The organism is Sinorhizobium sp. CB7, from assembly GCF_041357635.1.
Classification (GTDB): domain Bacteria; phylum Pseudomonadota; class Alphaproteobacteria; order Rhizobiales; family Rhizobiaceae; genus Rhizobium.
Map to the genome: position 1 here is coordinate 24,509 of NZ_JAULLL010000014.1, position 16,078 is coordinate 40,586.

At 59.1% G+C, this 16,078-nt stretch carries 14 protein-coding genes; 6 read left to right on the forward strand and 8 right to left on the reverse strand.

The window, feature by feature from the left end:
- Positions 1–265: 265 nt before the first annotated feature.
- Entirely contained in the window at positions 266–1,294 is a 1,029-nt protein-coding gene (locus tag AAE029_RS24450; RefSeq protein ID WP_371075504.1) for an ArsR/SmtB family transcription factor, read from the forward strand.
- Between the two features lies 1 nt (position 1,295).
- Complete coding sequence (metF, locus tag AAE029_RS24455; protein WP_371075505.1) at positions 1,296–2,201, forward strand: methylenetetrahydrofolate reductase [NAD(P)H]; 906 nt, start codon at positions 1,296–1,298, stop codon at positions 2,199–2,201.
- A 466-nt stretch (positions 2,202–2,667) separates the two neighbouring features.
- On the opposite strand, the gene AAE029_RS24460 is transcribed toward metF, so the two are convergent.
- Complete coding sequence (locus AAE029_RS24460; RefSeq protein ID WP_371075506.1) at positions 2,668–3,585, reverse strand: DMT family transporter; 918 nt, start codon at positions 3,583–3,585, stop codon at positions 2,668–2,670.
- 123 nt (positions 3,586–3,708) lie between these two features.
- Between AAE029_RS24460 and AAE029_RS24465 the strand changes: the two genes are divergently transcribed.
- Positions 3,709–5,067, forward strand: a complete 1,359-nt coding sequence (locus AAE029_RS24465) for a cation:proton antiporter (protein WP_371075507.1) — start codon at positions 3,709–3,711, stop codon at positions 5,065–5,067.
- A gap of 87 nt (positions 5,068–5,154) precedes the next feature.
- On the opposite strand, the gene AAE029_RS24470 is transcribed toward AAE029_RS24465, so the two are convergent.
- From AAE029_RS24470 to AAE029_RS24485, 4 genes are all read right to left on the reverse strand, one after another.
- Positions 5,155–6,360, reverse strand: coding sequence for a lytic murein transglycosylase (locus AAE029_RS24470; protein WP_371075508.1), 1,206 nt, complete (start codon positions 6,358–6,360; stop codon positions 5,155–5,157).
- A gap of 78 nt (positions 6,361–6,438) precedes the next feature.
- Positions 6,439–7,227, reverse strand: coding sequence for a GH25 family lysozyme (locus tag AAE029_RS24475; protein WP_371075509.1), 789 nt, complete (start codon positions 7,225–7,227; stop codon positions 6,439–6,441).
- Positions 7,228–7,360: 133 nt separating this feature from the next.
- Positions 7,361–8,008 carry a class I SAM-dependent methyltransferase gene (locus AAE029_RS24480; RefSeq protein ID WP_371075650.1) on the reverse strand — a complete coding sequence of 216 codons (648 nt, stop codon included), beginning with the start codon at positions 8,006–8,008 and terminating at the stop codon, positions 7,361–7,363.
- A gap of 17 nt (positions 8,009–8,025) precedes the next feature.
- Positions 8,026–9,273: a DUF3419 family protein gene (locus AAE029_RS24485; protein ID WP_371075510.1), complete on the reverse strand. Its 1,248-nt coding sequence runs from the start codon at positions 9,271–9,273 to the stop codon at positions 8,026–8,028.
- Between the two features lie 218 nt (positions 9,274–9,491).
- On the opposite strand from AAE029_RS24485, the gene AAE029_RS24490 reads away from it, so the two are divergent.
- A complete protein-coding gene (locus tag AAE029_RS24490) occupies positions 9,492–10,865 on the forward strand; it encodes a serine hydrolase domain-containing protein (protein WP_371075511.1) in 1,374 nt (457 codons plus the stop codon).
- Positions 10,866–10,987: 122 nt separating this feature from the next.
- On the opposite strand, the gene AAE029_RS24495 is transcribed toward AAE029_RS24490, so the two are convergent.
- The 3 genes from AAE029_RS24495 to AAE029_RS24505 all read right to left on the reverse strand — a co-directional run bounded on the left by AAE029_RS24495 (position 10,988) and on the right by AAE029_RS24505 (position 14,206).
- Positions 10,988–12,115: a transglycosylase SLT domain-containing protein gene (locus AAE029_RS24495; protein ID WP_371075512.1), complete on the reverse strand. Its 1,128-nt coding sequence runs from the start codon at positions 12,113–12,115 to the stop codon at positions 10,988–10,990.
- Positions 12,116–12,248: 133 nt separating this feature from the next.
- Complete coding sequence (locus AAE029_RS24500) at positions 12,249–12,884, reverse strand: LysE family translocator (protein WP_371075513.1); 636 nt, start codon at positions 12,882–12,884, stop codon at positions 12,249–12,251.
- A 110-nt stretch (positions 12,885–12,994) separates the two neighbouring features.
- Positions 12,995–14,206, reverse strand: a complete 1,212-nt coding sequence (locus AAE029_RS24505; protein WP_371075514.1) for a pyrophosphate--fructose-6-phosphate 1-phosphotransferase — start codon at positions 14,204–14,206, stop codon at positions 12,995–12,997.
- A 399-nt stretch (positions 14,207–14,605) separates the two neighbouring features.
- Here AAE029_RS24505 and AAE029_RS24510 point away from each other — a divergent pair, with 399 nt between their 5' ends.
- Both AAE029_RS24510 and AAE029_RS24515 read left to right on the forward strand, forming a co-directional pair.
- Positions 14,606–15,313 (forward strand): TerB family tellurite resistance protein, encoded by a 708-nt coding sequence (locus tag AAE029_RS24510; protein ID WP_371075515.1) that lies wholly within the window; start codon positions 14,606–14,608, stop codon positions 15,311–15,313.
- The gene (locus tag AAE029_RS24515; RefSeq protein ID WP_371075516.1) at positions 15,310–16,071 is read left to right on the forward strand and encodes an N-acetylmuramoyl-L-alanine amidase; all 762 of its coding nucleotides are present in this window, start codon (positions 15,310–15,312) and stop codon (positions 16,069–16,071) included. Before AAE029_RS24510 ends, AAE029_RS24515 begins: the two co-directional genes overlap by 4 nt.
- Positions 16,072–16,078: the final 7 nt, after the last annotated feature.

Genomic DNA, 16,078 nt, shown 5'->3' on the forward strand with positions numbered 1-16,078 from the left:
GGGGCACTTGGAAATCGCAGGCTACTCCCACCGTCGCCGGGATCGGAAGCTATTCCGCTGCTGTACAATCGCCAATCTTGAAGCCTCTGATGCATGTCGCGCAAAAGTGTGCAGCGATTTTGCGGAAACGACATGCGTAAAGGCAACAGTATGAGGCTTCGGCGGAAGCCGACATCAACACCGCACTGACGTGCGACGGCAAATTGCGCTTGCCACCTTGTGATAAATCACATAAAGATATGTTTATATCTTGATTGGGTGAGGAATGGCGGAATCGAACAAATTCGCAGTGGATGAACTGGTGGACGTACTCAAGGCGGCCGGCGAGCCGACTCGCCTGCGTCTCCTGTCTCTTCTGGCCGCAGGCGATCTCACGGTAACCGATCTCACGGAGATTCTCGGTCAGTCGCAACCCCGCATATCCAGGCACTTGAAGCTTCTGGGTGAGGCGGCACTGATCGACCGCTACCAGGAAGGCGCTTGGGCCTATTTTCGCCTGAAGCAGGAGGGCCGGGCGGTTACGCTTGTGCGCACGCTGTTGCGCTACGCATCTGAAAACGACCCGGTCATACTGCGTGACGGCGAACGGCTGGCTGCGGTGAAACGGCAGCGTGCCGAGCGTGCACAGGCTTATTTCAGCCGCAATGCCGCCGAGTGGGATGAGCTGCGGCGCCTGCATGCATCCGACGAAGATGTGGATGCCGCTCTGATCAAGCTTCTGGGAACTCAGCCTGTCGATTCGTTCCTCGATCTCGGCACAGGTACCGGACGCATGCTGCAGCTTCTTTCCGGCCTCTATCGGCGCGGGATCGGCGTGGACGCCAGCCGCGACATGCTGGCAGTTGCGCGGACCAATCTCGACAAGACCGGTATCACCACCAAGGCTTCGGTGCGGCATGGCGATATATTGAACCTGCCGCTCGATCAGCAGGATTTTGATCTCATCACGATCCATCAGGTACTGCATTTTATCGACCAGCCCGAGGTCGCCATTGCCGAGGCCGGTCGCATGCTGCGGCCGGGCGGTCGTCTGGTCATCATCGATCTCGCCCCGCATCAGCTGGAATATCTCAGGGACGAGCACGCGCATCTGAGGCTCGGCTTCTCACACAACGCCATGGAGGAATGGTTGAAGAAGGCGGGGCTTGATGTCGAACAGGTCATCGATCTCCATCCGGGAAAGCAGGGCAGCCAAGCGCTGACTGTTACAATCTGGCTCGCGCGCGACCCGCGCTTGCTGATCGCCGCCGGCCAGAATGGCCAGTCATCCCCCATTCTTGTCGGGAGCAGTTGATATGACCTCGAAAATCGACACCGACCGCCGCGACATCAGGATTTCCTTCGAATTCTTCCCTCCGAAATCGGAGGAGATGGAGGCCCAACTCTGGTCGGCTGCAGCCGAGCTGCAGGACTGGAATCCCGATTTCATTTCGGTCACCTATGGTGCTGGCGGATCGACAAAGACGCCAACCCTTTCAACCGTCAGGCGTTTTATCACCGAAACACCGCTCGCCACTGCTTCGCACTTGACCTGCGTCGGTGCGACGCGAGAGGACACGCACCGGGTGGTCGAAGATTTCCGCGCGGCTGGCGTGCGCCATTTCGTGGCCCTGCGCGGCGATCCTCCGGGCGGCGTCGGGACAGCCTATCAGCCGCATCCCGGCGGTTATGCCAATGCGGCCGAACTGGTGGCGGGGCTGCGTGATATCAGCGATTTCGAGATTTCCGTCTCCGCCTATCCGGAAAAGCATCCGGAAAGCCACGACACCGCTGCTGATATCGACATGCTGAGGCGCAAGGCGGACAATGGCGCAGATCGCGCTTTGACGCAGTTTTTCTTCGATAACGATGTTTTCGAGCGTTATCTCGGCCGCGTCCGGTCGGCTGGCATTAATATCCCCGTCGTGCCGGGCATCATGCCGATCCAGAATCTCACACAGCTGAAGCGTTTCGCCGGAGCCTGCGGAGCAACCATCCCATCCTGGCTGGACGATCGCTTCGATGGTTTTGATGACAAGCCCGCCGAGCGCGCCGAAGTGGCCGCTGATGTCGCTGCAGAACAGATCGAGGATCTCGTGCGGCGCGGCATCCATGAATTTCATCTCTATACGATGAACCGCGCGCCTTTGATTTCGGCGGTCCTTGAGCGGCTGAATTTGCGGCGCGACGTGAGCCGTGGGCAGGCCGGCGCGGCAGCTTGAGGTCGATGCATCAAACAAAAAGCGCATGCCGTGTTTCCGGCATGCGCTTTTTGTTGGATAGACTTTGTTAGCTCTTAGGAGTCTTGCATTCTTTTGCTTGTGTTTGGTGGTACCCTGCTCAAATGAAGAGCATTGATACCACGAACGCGAACGCTGCACCGACCAGTAGGACATTCAAGGATTGCGTAAGTCCCATGTCTGCCTCCCTGCGTTAACGGTTAGGCATTATGTCAGAAATATGTCTCCTGCAAAGCGGATTTTATGCTGCGCCGCCGAAGGCGATTTAGCAGGCGTTGCAGACTGAATTTTCAAGCTATTGAAATAACAGGGAAAAATAGCCTCATATATGGCTCACACTTTTTAATGGGGTGTTAAGAAAGCGGCGCTGGCGTTAAGACTTGCCTCGCTCTACATCTTGCCTCGGCAACGTTCTGAAAAGATGGGTCTTTTAGCGCTCGGAATGGTTTCACGTCGCTGAGAGCATCTTGCGATGGAAACGCCCGTCGAGGATGACGAGACCTACCCCGATCAATCCCATACCGGCAAGCTCCGGAAATCCCAACCGTTCACCGAGTAAAAGGAAGCCGAGCAGGATTGCGCCTGGCGGAACGAGGAGCGTGACCAGTGACGCATTGGTGGCCCCGGCAAGCGTCATGATGCGGAAATAGAGTATGTAGCCGAAGGCCGTTGACAGCAAGGCCAGCGCGAGGATGGCGAGGACGGTTGCGAGCGGCGGCATGGAGAGCGTCCAGGGCTGATCGGAGAGCAACGATACCGGCAGCATCACGAGGGAGGACGCGGTGAGCTGTCCGGCGGCGGTCACCTGCGGGCTGACATCCTTGAAGCGCTTTGCATAGGTCACGGCAAATCCATAGGAGACTGCCGCAAGAACGGGAAGCAGCAGCGCCCAGAGCGGAACGTCGCTGCCGGTCGTGACGCTCGGGCCGAACAGTATGATCGTTCCTGCCAGTCCTACGAGGCAGCCGAGCAGCTTCGCCGAAGACAATTTTTCGTCTGTGGTGAGGTGGTTGGCGATCAACACGGTCCAGATAGGCGTCGTGGCGTTCAGGATAGCGGCCAATCCGGCGCCGATCTCCGTCTGACCGAAGAAGATCAGGGCATGCGGAATAGCATTATTGACGAGCCCGAGAACGAGGAATTGGCGCCACCGCCGGCGGAGTACTTCGTAAATGCCGAAGCGTCCGACAATATAGAGATGCAAAGCTATCGCCGCGAGCGAGAGCCGCAGAAAGACCAGCGTCAAGGGTGGCACATCCTGAACCGCGATGCGGGCGAAGAAAAAGGAACCGCCCCAAATCAGACCGAGCAGCAGCAATAGCCCCCAGGTCAGAGCGTTCATTCCAGTACCCCGTTGGCCGCCCATCTGTCTCTCCTCTCTTCTGTTTTTCTAGCCTTTGCGTATTGGAGAGCGGATTGCCACCCGATTCCTGTCATGCATCAATGCGATGGAAGATTCGAAGGAAAGATGGGCGGGCTGGACACTCTGGTGACAAATTCGATCGGCTCGGCGGCAGAGCAAGGGGGCGACCTTGTTCCGATCGCGATCGTGATTGCCGTCGCGGCATTGCTTGGCCTCGGGTTTCTGTGGTTGCGTCAGCCTCCACTTGTTGGCTTCATCCTTGCGGGCGTAGCGCTTGGCCCTACGGGCGCCGGCGTCGTGGCGAGCTCCGGCAATGTCGCGCTATTGGCTGAAATGGGCGTCGTCGTCCTGCTGTTCTTCATTGGCATGGAGCTTTCGATCAAAGCCTTCATGCTGACCCTACGTCAGGCGCTCTTGGTCATGAGCGGTCAGCTGCTGGCCGCAATGGCGCTCGCCATCGTCATTGCACTGGTGGTTGGTGCTTCTTCCTCCGAGGCGATCATCCTCGGTTTCATTATCGGCATGTCATCGACGGTCGTCGCCATGAAGATGCTGGAGGAAATGGATGCTCTGCGCGGCGAGGCGGGGCGGCTGGCAATCGGCGTGCTGATCGCGCAGGACCTGGCCGTGGTGCCTATTCTGATTTTCGTCACCAGTCTCGGCGGCGGCGAGGTGGACGTAACAGCCATTATGTTCAAGGTGGTGATCGCCGTAACGCTGATGGGTTGGCTCATGTGGTGGCTGAGCCACCGCGGCAAACTCAGGATTCCCTTCGCCGAACAGGTGGAGCACAAGGTTGAGATCCTAGCGCTCGGCTCGCTCGCGGTATGTTTCGCCGCCGCAGCCATTTCCGGCGTTGCTGGCCTTTCGCCGGTCTACGGCGCCTTTCTCGCCGGCATCGTTGCGGGTAACTCGACCCTGCGCAGCCGGGTCATCCCTGTGATCGAGCCGATCCAAAGCATACTGCTGGTCGTCTTCTTTCTGTCGATCGGACTGCTGATCGACCTCGATTTCATCTGGGATCATCTATGGGCGGTGTTTGCGGTCTCGCTGATGGTGCTTGCCGCTAAGACCGTTCTCAATATCTTCCTGTTGCGCAAGACCGGATCGCCGCCACAGACGGCCCTTGTAGCCGGCCTCTCGATGGCGCAGATAGGCGAATTCTCCTTCGTGCTCGCCGCCGCGGGACTCTCGGCCGGCGGGTTAAGGCTGGATCTCTATCGATTGGCGATCGCCGTGACGGCCGTCTCGCTATTGGTTTCGCCGATCTGCGTGGGTCTCATGCACAGGCTGGAGAATATGGCAAATGAGAAGCTTCAGACCTACCGCCAAATGCTCGGCATTGCCTATTCCCACGAGATTCACGAAATGAGCCGGGGCCGGGACGCGGTTGCGCGCGGCCTGCACGGACTGCGCGTACGCTATCGGGCGATCCGGCTTGCGCTTTATCACAGCAGGAAGGCACGCCGCAGCGGTCGAAACTGACGCATTCCCGAAAATTGGTTTCGATTTTCGGGAAGGCTATGCCTGTCTGTCGCGTAAGCCTACCTTCATGCGACAGGCTTTGGCGCGTCAGAGCGCCTTGAGCAGCGACGGCGTCGCCCAGCCGTCGGCCGGGACGCCGAGACGCTGTTGCTCCTTCTGAATGGCGAGGCGTGTGCCGGAACCAAGAATGCCGTCGATTTCTCCGACATCATAACCAAGCGACTGCAGTTTCGTCTGCAGCGCCTTCATTTCGTCGCTGGCAAGGCCGGGTTCCGGGGTGCCCTTGAGATAGGGCGCCGCGCCCGTCAGCCGCGTGGCGAAGTAAGCGGCCGATGTCGTATAGATGAACGACTTGTTCCACTCGAGATAGATCTGGAAGTTGGGATAGGTGATGAAGGCTGGGCCCATGCGGCCCTGTGGAAGAATGAGATCCGCCTTCAGGTTCGCGAAGTTCGTGTCGCCGTCGCGCGGCTTGACGCCGAGCGCAAACCAATCGCCGGCCGTCATGGAGCCGCCAAGACCGGATTTTTCCCAGGGAAGTTCCTGGGGTAGCGTCACCTCCTGGAGCCAGGGCTGGCCGCGCTGAAAACCGAGATTTTGAATGAATTTCGCTGCCGTCAGGATGGCGTCAGGGCTGCTCTGCTTCAACTTCACGTGGCCATCGCCGTCGCCGTCCACCCCATAGGCGATGATATCGCGAGGCAGCATCTGGACCTGCCCGATTTCTCCGGCCCAGGCGCCGGTATTGGCGTCGGGATCGAGATCCCCGTGCTGCACCATTTCCATCAGAGCAATGAGCTGCGGGCGGAAAAGCTCGGGACGGCGGCAGTCATGCGACAGTGTTACGAGTGCATTGCGCGTATTGAAGTCGCCCTGGACGGCGCCGAAATCCGTTTCCATAGCCCAGAAAGCAGTGATAACCCCGGCCGGCACGCCAAACTCCTGTTCCGCGCGGGCGAAGACATCGGCATATTGCTTCATTTTCTGGCGGCCGATATCGAGCCGGGCTTGGCTGACAGTGCGCTGCGAAAATTCGAGGAACGTCTGCCGGAAGACCCCTTGCGCGCGGTCGCGGCTCAGAACTTTCTGGTCGATCTGCGCCCCAGCAAGCGCCTTGTCGGCGGCCTCTGAAGGCACACCCGCGGCAACGGCATCGGCTTTCACGCCCTGCAGGAAGGCGGAGAGATCGCCGCCGCACGCGGCCTGTGGCCCCTGTTGCGCGGCCGCGCCCGTCGCGATCATGGAAACAAACAGAAGAGCAAGTGCAGAGCAGCTGGCGAGCGAGCGGTGCATGTGAAGTATTCCTTTGGGAGACGATTTTTTTGCTTTCACAGAATATTGTGACCGAAGCAAGAATAATCGTTGTCGCTTTTAGGATTCTTCCGGCTTTGAAACGGAGGCCACCCAATTGCGCCAATTCTTCTCCGTACCCGCGAAGACGTTGATATCCGTCGGTCCCTTGATCCCGGGAATGACGCCCGTGGAGGTGTACTGCCAGAACGCCCAGCGCCGATCGGCATAGGTGACTTGCGGATGCTTGGCGACCGATCGGACCCAGAAGTGATAACCCTGGAAATAACCGACCAGATTGTCGCGGTGGAAGTCCACCGACGTGTAAATGATGGGGCGCTTGCCGTAATAGGCTTCGAGCTTGTCCATGAAGCGTTGCATCTCCGCCCGCACGGTCGCGGGGTCGGGACGACGGTTGCAGGTCGGGGAATCGGGGTTCCATTCCACATCAAGAACCGGCGGCAAGGCTATGGCTTGCCTGGGAACATTGCGGATGAACCAGTCCGCCTGCTCCTCCGGCGTCGAGCAGAAGTAATAGAAGTGGTAGGGAGCATGCGCAATGCCGACAGCGCGCGCACGCTGCCAATATTCGTTGAAGCGCGAGTCCAGCCTGTCCTTGCCTTCGGTGGCCTTGATGAAGGCAAAACTGACGCCGGAGGCCTTCACCGTCTGCCAGTCTATGTCGCCCTGCCACTTCGAGATATCGATGCCGTGAATAGCGTGGTTCTGGGGATGATCACGGCCGAAATCCTGCGGATCCGTATCCTTGAAGCGGGTCTTTACCGCTGAAGTTTCGAGATAGTCGTAGGAAGATGTGCAGCCGCACAGCAGGGCGAACAACGGCAGGACGCAAAACAACAGCCGACGCATAGATGTCTCGTAATGACGCGAGTGGTCTCGGTTCCCCACAGTCCGGCTTTCGCAAGAGTCGAATCTAACGGGGCCCAACACCCCCCTCTTTCACCATATCAACGTAAAAATTTGGTTAGTTTCAAGTAAAATATTAGGCCTTGGTGATACGAGCCCGCCAGGCGTAGCCGCCCCCGACCGTCTCAAACACCATCCGGGCGCCGTTTGCTCTGGCCCGGGCCTCCAGTACTTCGCGCAGATCGGCCCTCGGCGTCACATGAAACTTTGCGAGCCAGGACTTGAGCAGGCCTCGAAACCAGCCGGGCAAACGCTCCTGTTGGCCGAAGTCGACGATATGGACAGAGCCGCCGGCATTGAGGGCCGCAATCGATGCATCGACCGCCTTCTGCCAGTCGGGAATCATCGACAGGGCATAGGAGATCAGGATGCGGTCGAAGCCTTCTGCTCCGAATTCCTGCGGCGCGAAGGACGTCGCGTCGGCGACGCGAAATTCGGGCATCTGCGTCTTGTAACGAAAGGTCCTGCGGGCAGAAAGCAGCATTTCCTGCGAGATATCGAGACCGTAGAGCCGCGCCGATGGATAGCGGCGATGGGCCAGCGCAAGATTGCGGCCGGTGCCGCAGCCAATCTCGAGCAGCGTGCCGTTTGGCGGTACGTCGAGATTGCGGATCGTCTGGTCGCGGCCGAGCAGGTAGTATTTGCGCGTCAGATCATAGATATGCCGCTGGTAGCGATACATCCGGTCCATGAGACCGGCGTGCCCGTCCGCTTTCGCCTGCATGCCGGTTTCGACCTGTGTCACGCCTTCTTCCCATAGATGTGGAAACCGCCATAAATGGCTGAACGGTCCTGCCCTGTCAGCTCCAGGGACTTTTCTTCGAAATAGTCCCACTGATCGCGGATCGCCTGGGAAAGCCGGCCCTCGATGATGCTCTTTTCCGCGGCGGTGCGGAAAATGACACGCGCACCAGCCCGCGCCGTGCGGGTGATTTCGGCCCAGAGATCGTTGAGTTGCGCATCCGTCATCCAATCCTGGGCGTCAAGCAGGATGTAGCGGTCCATCGAACCGGCCGATTTGCCGGAAAGAAGCTCGGTGAAGCTGGCATGATGGACTTGCACGCGATCGACGTTTGCGCGGATCGTCTGGTAGTGTTCCGGCTTCAGATAGGTCGGAAGCGGACCTTCCTCCGGCGTCGCGTAACGGCGAGCGAAAGCTTGCCAGGCGAAGTAATTGTCGCGCATGGGGAAATGGCAGGCGAGCTTCTCGAGGCGGTACTTCAGGACCGGTGCGATCGACCGGCCGTCTGCAAGGCTTGCCAACTCGTCATATTGCTGCGGTGGAATGCCGAGACCGAAGAGCGAGCTTTTGCGATCGGTAATCCAGCGCACCAGCGGCTTTTCGAAGAGTGGAGCGATCTTGTCATCAAAAAACTGACGCTGCTCACGGATGGATCGTGTCTGCGCCATTTCCCTGAGATTGACGCCATGCAGGCGCGCCATCAAATGTGCCGCACCGATGAAGCGGCCGAGCAGGCCGGTTTCATAAATATTACGGTCGAAGACCGTGACGCGGCGGCGTCTGGCAAGGGTACGGCTGTTCCAGTAGGTGCGCGTTGCGTTATCCAGGGCCGGCGCGAGGAACTGATCGAAGGCACGGCTGTTGGAGCGTGCGTTCGGCGTCGCGAAAAAGCGGACAAGTTCCGCATGGCTTGGGAGATGGCGGAAAGCGGCGAGCTTCAACCGATTGAGCGCGATGTGGTGCGGATTGAGGTCGACGACATCGATCGAGGCCGGGCTTCGCGACAGATAGGCGAGCATGTTGCAGCCGCCTGAACCAATCGTGACGACACGATGATCTGGTTGAAGTTCCATCGCCTCCATGTCGACATCCGGATCTTCCCAGATCTGCGGATAGACGAGGCCGGAAAAAAGCAGGCCGAAAAGGCGTTCGGAGAAGCCTTCCTTTGAGAGTGCCTTGTGCCGGAGGAGAGCGTCCTTGAGTTTCCGGTTCTTTCGGAAGCCGGCATCCGGTGCGAGGTCCGCCATGTGAGTCTGTTACCGATTTCTAACGTTCAGCGCGTGTAACCCGATACTGCTACAGTTTCATGACGCGACATGTTGTTAAAGACTGGCGATCCCTTCGCGCCTTCCAAATGCTACGACGTTCACGCGAAATTTGAATGCATAAATTGATCAATATTCGGCCACGCTCTTTTCGGCCGTCGCCTTTCCTGCTTCTGTCTCGCTGAAGTGGAGAAATATGCATGCGGTTGATTTCCCGGCTCGCGAAAAGACTATTTGGCGGTGTCGTCCTGATCGTGGCAGCTGGCGCAATCTGGCTCACCGTGGCGCCGCCGGAATTGTTGAGGGTCGGCGATGGCTACGCCGCCAAGATCATCTGCTCCAATGTATTTATTGCCGGACGTGATCCGGATGTCGTTCTAGCGCACGACGTCCAGGCGCCGGGCAATCCATTGCTCCGCCTCGTCCGGGCATCCGTCGACCGGGACGAGGGCGTTGTGTCGGCGCGCATTCTCGGCCTTTTCGCTCCGGGCTATGCTGTCTATCGCGGCGCTCTCGGCTGCGCCAGCGTTCCGGACGGCGACCTGAAGGCGGCAATGGACGCGACGCCGATGCTGGAGAACAACAGCCAGGTTGAGAAAAGCGGCGCGCTCTGGCCGCAAGGCGACCGAGTGGATATCGATCCGGCTAGCAAGATCGCGTCGCTTGTGGCCGATCAGGCGTTGGCCGGCCCTTCGATGCGCGCGATCGTCGTCGTGCATGGCGGCAGGATTGTTGCAGAGACCTATGGCGAGGGCTTCGGCCCCCGAACGCCGCTCATCGGCTGGTCTATGACCAAGACCGTCAATGCCACCATCATCGGCCGCCTGATGCTCGATGGGCGCATCTCCTTCGACGACGACGATTTGTTGCCGCAATGGCAAAAGGATGATCGGGCGCGTATTCGGCTGAGCGATCTGCTCGGCATGGAAAGCGGCCTGGCCTTCAACGAGAACTACGGCAATGTGAGTGATGTCACCCGCATGCTCTATCTCGATCCGGATATGACCGCACTGCCTGCGAATGCGTCTCTTGTAGCGCAACCCGGCGCGCGGTTCAGCTATTCCAGCGGCACGAGCGTGCTTCTTTCCAGGATCTGGATGAACCGGGTGGGCAATGAGAATGCCGCTTTGACTTATCCCCGGGACGCGCTTTTCAATCCGCTCGGCATGTCGAGCGCCATATTCGAAGCCGATGCCCGCGGCACGCTGGCCGGTAGTTCCTATATCTATGCGACAGCGCGCGACTGGGCGCGTTTCGGCCAATTCCTTCTGCAGGACGGCGTCTGGAATGGACAGAGGCTGCTTCCGGAGGGCTTTGTCGGCGCCATGCGCACGCCAACTGCCGCATCCAATGGAAGCTATACGCAGGTCCAGGCGTGGCTTGCCGGGCCGGGTGGCGGCACGAGCGCCGAGTTCGGACTGCCGGAGGATACGTTCTGGATGGAGGGGCATGACGGGCAGAGCGTGGCCATTGTGCCATCGGCCGATCTGGTCGTCGTTCGGCTCGGCCTGACCCCGATCTGGCTCGGCTATCATCCGCAAGAACTCGTGAAGGAAATCTTGAAGGTACTCTGAAGCGCGCCTAAAGCCTGTCGCAGGAAAGGAGATTCACGCGACAGCCTTTAGGCTATTGTTTTGATGCATGTCGTTGCTGCAAAACCGCTGCACATTTTTGCGCGGCATGCATTATAGCGCCGTCAGTAGTTGCCGTTGGCAATGTCGCTCATGCCCTTGCGCTTGGCATCATAGTAATAACCACGGGCATAGAGCCTGACGGCGTCATCTTCCTTGTTGTCGGCGACGACCCAGGCGCCGCGAAGATATTTCGCCGCATACTTGATATTGGTTTCCGCATCAAACAAGCCGTTTGCCGGCCCGTCATAGCCCATCGACTTGGCCGTATTGTACCTGATCTGCATCAGGCCGAAATAACCGCGCTTGTTGTAGGCGCCTGGATTGTAGCGGCTCTCCCGATGGACGACCCTGTGAAGCAGGGATTCCGGAACCTCGTAGAGCTTCGCATACTTGGAGATCAGCTTGCTGATATAGCTCTTTTCGACAGTCGGTCCCGACGTGTCATCGTCGGCATCATCAAGGGCGGCAGGAACTTCCGTCGGTCCGGATTCGTCGAAGCGGAAGTCCATCATGGCCGGCGCGGCGTCCATTGCGGAAAGCGCCGCCGTGCTCAGCTGGGGTGTCCCGGCATAGGCAAGTTGAATTGTCGGCTGCGCCGGCGTGCCAGGACGCGGTGTCGGAACAACGGCCTGTATCGCGGTCATTTCTGGCGTCAGCGGAATGGGCGCATAAGCAGTTGTGGCCACCGTAGCCGGAGCGCCGGCGGCAAGCTGCGCCGGGGAGGCCACGGCCGGCATCATGGGAGCAGCAACAGCATTCACGGCTGGAGCAGCGGCGGCGACTAGCTCCTGCCGGCTGGGATTGGGCATCGGAACGGCGACCGCAGCAAGCGTTTCTCCCGTCTGCTGATCGATTGCCGGAAGCGGACTTGTCGGAGGCGCCACCGTGGCAACTGCCATGGCGGGCGCGCCGGCGACCGTTTGCGTTCCGGGTGCGACCATGCCGGGTTGAAGTGAGGCGGCTGCGCCGACCGCGGTTGTTGCAGATCCTGTTGTCGCTGAAGGTTGCGTGGCTGCGGCAATATTTGCTGTCGCGCCGGTTGCAGGTTTTGGTAGCGAAGCGACCGCCGGAGCAGCCTTTAGATCAGCCTTTGATGTTTGTTCGACGCTTGTGCATCCCGACAAGGCGCCGCAAACAATTGCGGCCAAGGCAACACTCTGTCTGAGGCCGGAAGATCCGATCGCTACCATTATGTCACTTTCGAAAATCGCGCCGCCCAGTTGGGCAAATCAACTAGGAAATCCTTAAACCCTAAAATCACCCATTAACCTATTCGCGATTACGCCGCAAGCTGCGGCGATCAGGCGGTGATCAGCCGGCAATTCAGGCGGCGATGCGGCGATATCCGGCGGTGACGGCGCCGGCCGCAATCAGCAATGTCCCGCCGGTCCGATTGACGGCGCGCTGCACGCTCGCCTTGCGAATCATGCCGCGAGCGGCATTGGCGAGAAGGGCGTAGGTCGAGGCGTTCAGAGTGGCGAGCACGAGGAACGTTGCCTCCATGATGACCATCTGACCAAAGAAGGGCAGGGCCGGATTGAGGAATTGCGGGACGAAGGCAACAAAGAAGACAATACTCTTTGGATTGAGCGCCGTAACGATGTAGGCATGTAGGAAAATCTTGAGCGATTTTTCCTCGCGAAGGTTGTCATTATCTGCCATCGGCTCGGTTACGATCGGCGCCCGCCAGAGCTTGATCCCGAGCCAGATAAGATAGGCTCCGCCGATCCACTTCAGCACCGTGAAGAGCGTCGCCGATGCCGCAAGTAGGGCGCCCAGGCCGAACAGCGACGCCGTCATGGCGGTAAAATCGCCCAGCGCGACGCCGCTGACCGTTGCAAACGCCGTCTTGCGCCCGTGACCGAGTGCATAGGAGACGACGAGGAGGATCGTCGGCCCCGGGATCGCCAGCATGATCGCGGAGGCGGCGGCGAAAGCGAGCCAGGCTTCGATGGACATGGAATTGCTCCTATTCGGTTCGCCGGCTGGGCGCACGCAAACTGAATCGCCCTAGTGTCAAACTCTTCCTATTCCAGTCCAGCAAAGACACCGTCTTCACCATCCGTCAATCATACGGAGGTGTATTTTTGGCCGATTTCCTCCATAACCTCGACGAACCATTTCGTGGAAAGGTCAAACGGCTTGCCGCCCTTGATGCGGGGGAATTCGATCGTACGCAGTTTGCCGTTCTGCGCCTCGTCATGGCCGGTGACGCCCGAGATCTTGTTGAGCGCGCTTTCGACGGCGAGATCGACCATGCCCTGGATGAGACGCAGGTCTTCGCTGTTGGCGGGAGCGGAACGGGCGAAATAGCCGGACTTCTGAACCATCGAGCGCTCGGCGCCGAGCAGGGCTGCGAACTGCTTCTGGAACCAGTTGCCGACATTGATCGTGTCAATCTTCACATGGCCGAAGGCATCACGCTTGATTGTCTCGCCGGCCGCTTCCCGTTCAGCGACGATGGCGTCGAGGCAGGCGCCTTCCGAAACGAAGAGCGCGACAGTGCCTTCCTTGTCCATGACCGCCTTTAACCGCTCGGCTTCGGCTTCAAGATCGAAGGCCATTTCAGGCAGATAGAGACCGTCGATGCGCTTCATCTCTTCGTTCATCATGAAACCGTCGACATAATGATTGCCTCGGGTCTTCTGGAGGTACGCCCGTGCAGTCGCAGCGGTCAGCCAGCCGCAATGCCGTCCCATGACCTCGTGAACGACCAGCGTCCGCGGTGCGGCACTCTGTTCGTTGCTGACGTTATCGAAGAAATTTGCTCCGACTTCCGCGGCCGTCCAGGCGCCGAGCGATTGGCGGATCGGCACGACATCGTTGTCAACGGTCTTCGGCAGCCCGACGACCGTCAGATCGTAGCCGTTGGCGCCGAGATAGGCGGCAAGATCGGCGGCAGTCGTATTGGTGTCGTCTCCGCCGATGGTGTGAAGAATGGTGACGCCGTCTGCGGCGAGCTTTTCAGCTGCGACACGCAGCGGATTTTCGCCGTCCTTGCAAAGGCCGCGTTTCACGCAGTCCGCGGCATTGGTCAGCTTGACGCGGCTGTTGCCGATCGGCGAGCCGCCATAGCGGTGCAGCAGATGGGCCTGCTCACGCATGCCGGCGGTGATTTTGACGTGATCGCCGAGGAGCACCCCCTGATAGCCGGAGCGATAGGCGATGAGATCGATCTCGGGAGCGACGTCGCTGTAGCGTTCGATCAGGCCGCCGACGGCTGATGACAAACAGGGGGCGAGGCCTCCTGCGGTCAACATTGCGACTTTCTGTTTGGCCATAGTTCCCTCCTTGCACGCGTTATGCGCCGCTACGATCAACTTGCATAAATGCATGGATGCGACAGGGAAACGAAGCTGTAAAGTAAAGAATTTACGAAATCCGTTCCTCGTGCCAGAGCCGGACAGCGAAAGCGACCAGGACCACAAATATAATCGCAGGGGCGATCCGCGCGCCGAGCATGGCTGTGGAAAAGGCGAGCGTGATGAAAATCTGCAGGAACTTCGCCCGGGCCACCCCGACTAAGGAGGAGGGCAGTGCGCGATGGATCGTTTCGAATTTCGAACAGTTACAGATTTGTGAAAAGTGTTTTCCAAAACACGACCAATCGCCAGCTTGCAATCGCAACAATTATTTGTTCAACGTGTACCTACTATTGAAAAGAGGCTCTTGAGCGCGCCATGTCCTTTTGGGAGAAATTGCTGAATGCCATAGGAAACACCGCAGGCAACGCCCTGTCGGCGGTGGTCGAGGCTATTCGCACCGTTTTCGAAGGTGACCCGGAGACCCGCCGCAAGGTTGCTGTCTCCGTAGCCATCATCGCGCTTTCGGCGAAGATGGCGAAGGCCGACGGCATTGTGTCCGAAAAGGAAGTTGCGGCATTCCGCGAGATATTCGAGTTTCCGCAGGATCAGGCAAAGAATGTCGCCCGCCTTTACAATCTCGCCCGTCAGGACGTTGCCGGCTTCGAGGCCTATGCCGAAAAGCTTGCGGGGCTCTGCAGCACATGCCCCACCAATTGCCCGGTGCTCGAGGACGTGCTGGACGGCCTGTTCCATATCGCCAAGGCCGATGGTCTTGTCCACGAGAAGGAAATGGCGTTCCTCGCCCGCATCGCCGAGATCTTTAAGATGAGCGAGCAGCGCTTCGAGCAAATATCAGCGCGCCACGTTTCAATCGGTCGCGATCCCTACAAAGTGCTTGGCGTCTCGCGTTCCGACGATTTTCCGACGATCCGTCGCCGTTATCATGGTCTGGTCCATGAAAACCATCCAGACCGGTTGATCGCGCGCGGCGTGCCGGAAGAGTTTCAGGCAATTGCAAACGAACGAATGGCGGCTTTGAATGCTGCCTATGCGGCGATCGAAAAGGAACGCCGCGCCGCATGACTTCCTTCAAGGCGGATTATTCCGGAGCGACGGTGATGCCTTCGCCGAACCGTGGCGAACGCGCCGGTGGACGCAAACCGGATATGATTCTCCTCCATTACACGGGCATGCCGACTGCCGAAGGGGCGCTTTCCTGGCTCTGTCGCCCGGAGAGCCAGGTCTCCAGCCACTATTTCGTGCACGAGGATGGCACAATTCTGCAGCTGGTGCCGGAAGAGTATCGCGCATGGCATGCAGGCAAGAGTACCTGGCATGGCGAGACGGACATCAATTCGCTGTCGATCGGTGTCGAGATCGCCAATGCCGGCCATCCGGGAGGCCTGCCGGATTTTTCTAAAAAGCAGATTGAGGCGGTAATCGAATTGTGTCGCGATTGCGGCCAACGTTGGTCGATAGCGCCTGAAAGGGTGCTTGCGCACTCGGATGTGGCGCCTGGCCGCAAGGTCGATCCGGGTGAGAAATTTCCCTGGGATTTGCTCCATCGAGCAGGGGTTGGACACTGGGTGGAACCGACGTCGATCATCGGCGGGCGCTTCTTCCAGAGAGGCGACTGCGGGCAGACCATCGAGGCGTTGCAGTCGATGCTGTCGCTCTATGGCTATGGCACGGAAATCACAGGAGAATTTTCCGAAAAGACAGAAGGCGATGTCGCCGCCTTTCAGCGTCATTTCCGCCAGGCGAGAGTGGACGGTGTGGCCGATTTTTCCACGATCGATACGCTACATCGGCTTATTGCTGCGCTTCCACGCTATTCGTGAGTACGAA

Coding starts and splice junctions, on each gene's coding strand:
- AAE029_RS24450 (WP_371075504.1), top strand. CDS start 266: ATGGCGGAATCGAACAAATTCGCAGTGGATGAACTGGTGGACGTACTC.
- metF (WP_371075505.1), top strand. CDS start 1,296: ATGACCTCGAAAATCGACACCGACCGCCGCGACATCAGGATTTCCTTC.
- AAE029_RS24460 (WP_371075506.1), bottom strand. CDS start 3,585: ATGGGCGGCCAACGGGGTACTGGAATGAACGCTCTGACCTGGGGGCTA.
- AAE029_RS24470 (WP_371075508.1), bottom strand. CDS start 6,360: ATGCACCGCTCGCTCGCCAGCTGCTCTGCACTTGCTCTTCTGTTTGTT.
- AAE029_RS24475 (WP_371075509.1), bottom strand. CDS start 7,227: ATGCGTCGGCTGTTGTTTTGCGTCCTGCCGTTGTTCGCCCTGCTGTGC.
- AAE029_RS24480 (WP_371075650.1), bottom strand. CDS start 8,008: ATGCAGGCGAAAGCGGACGGGCACGCCGGTCTCATGGACCGGATGTAT.
- AAE029_RS24485 (WP_371075510.1), bottom strand. CDS start 9,273: ATGGCGGACCTCGCACCGGATGCCGGCTTCCGAAAGAACCGGAAACTC.
- AAE029_RS24490 (WP_371075511.1), top strand. CDS start 9,492: ATGCGGTTGATTTCCCGGCTCGCGAAAAGACTATTTGGCGGTGTCGTC.
- AAE029_RS24495 (WP_371075512.1), bottom strand. CDS start 12,115: ATGGTAGCGATCGGATCTTCCGGCCTCAGACAGAGTGTTGCCTTGGCC.
- AAE029_RS24500 (WP_371075513.1), bottom strand. CDS start 12,884: ATGTCCATCGAAGCCTGGCTCGCTTTCGCCGCCGCCTCCGCGATCATG.
- AAE029_RS24505 (WP_371075514.1), bottom strand. CDS start 14,206: ATGGCCAAACAGAAAGTCGCAATGTTGACCGCAGGAGGCCTCGCCCCC.
- AAE029_RS24510 (WP_371075515.1), top strand. CDS start 14,606: ATGTCCTTTTGGGAGAAATTGCTGAATGCCATAGGAAACACCGCAGGC.
- AAE029_RS24515 (WP_371075516.1), top strand. CDS start 15,310: ATGACTTCCTTCAAGGCGGATTATTCCGGAGCGACGGTGATGCCTTCG.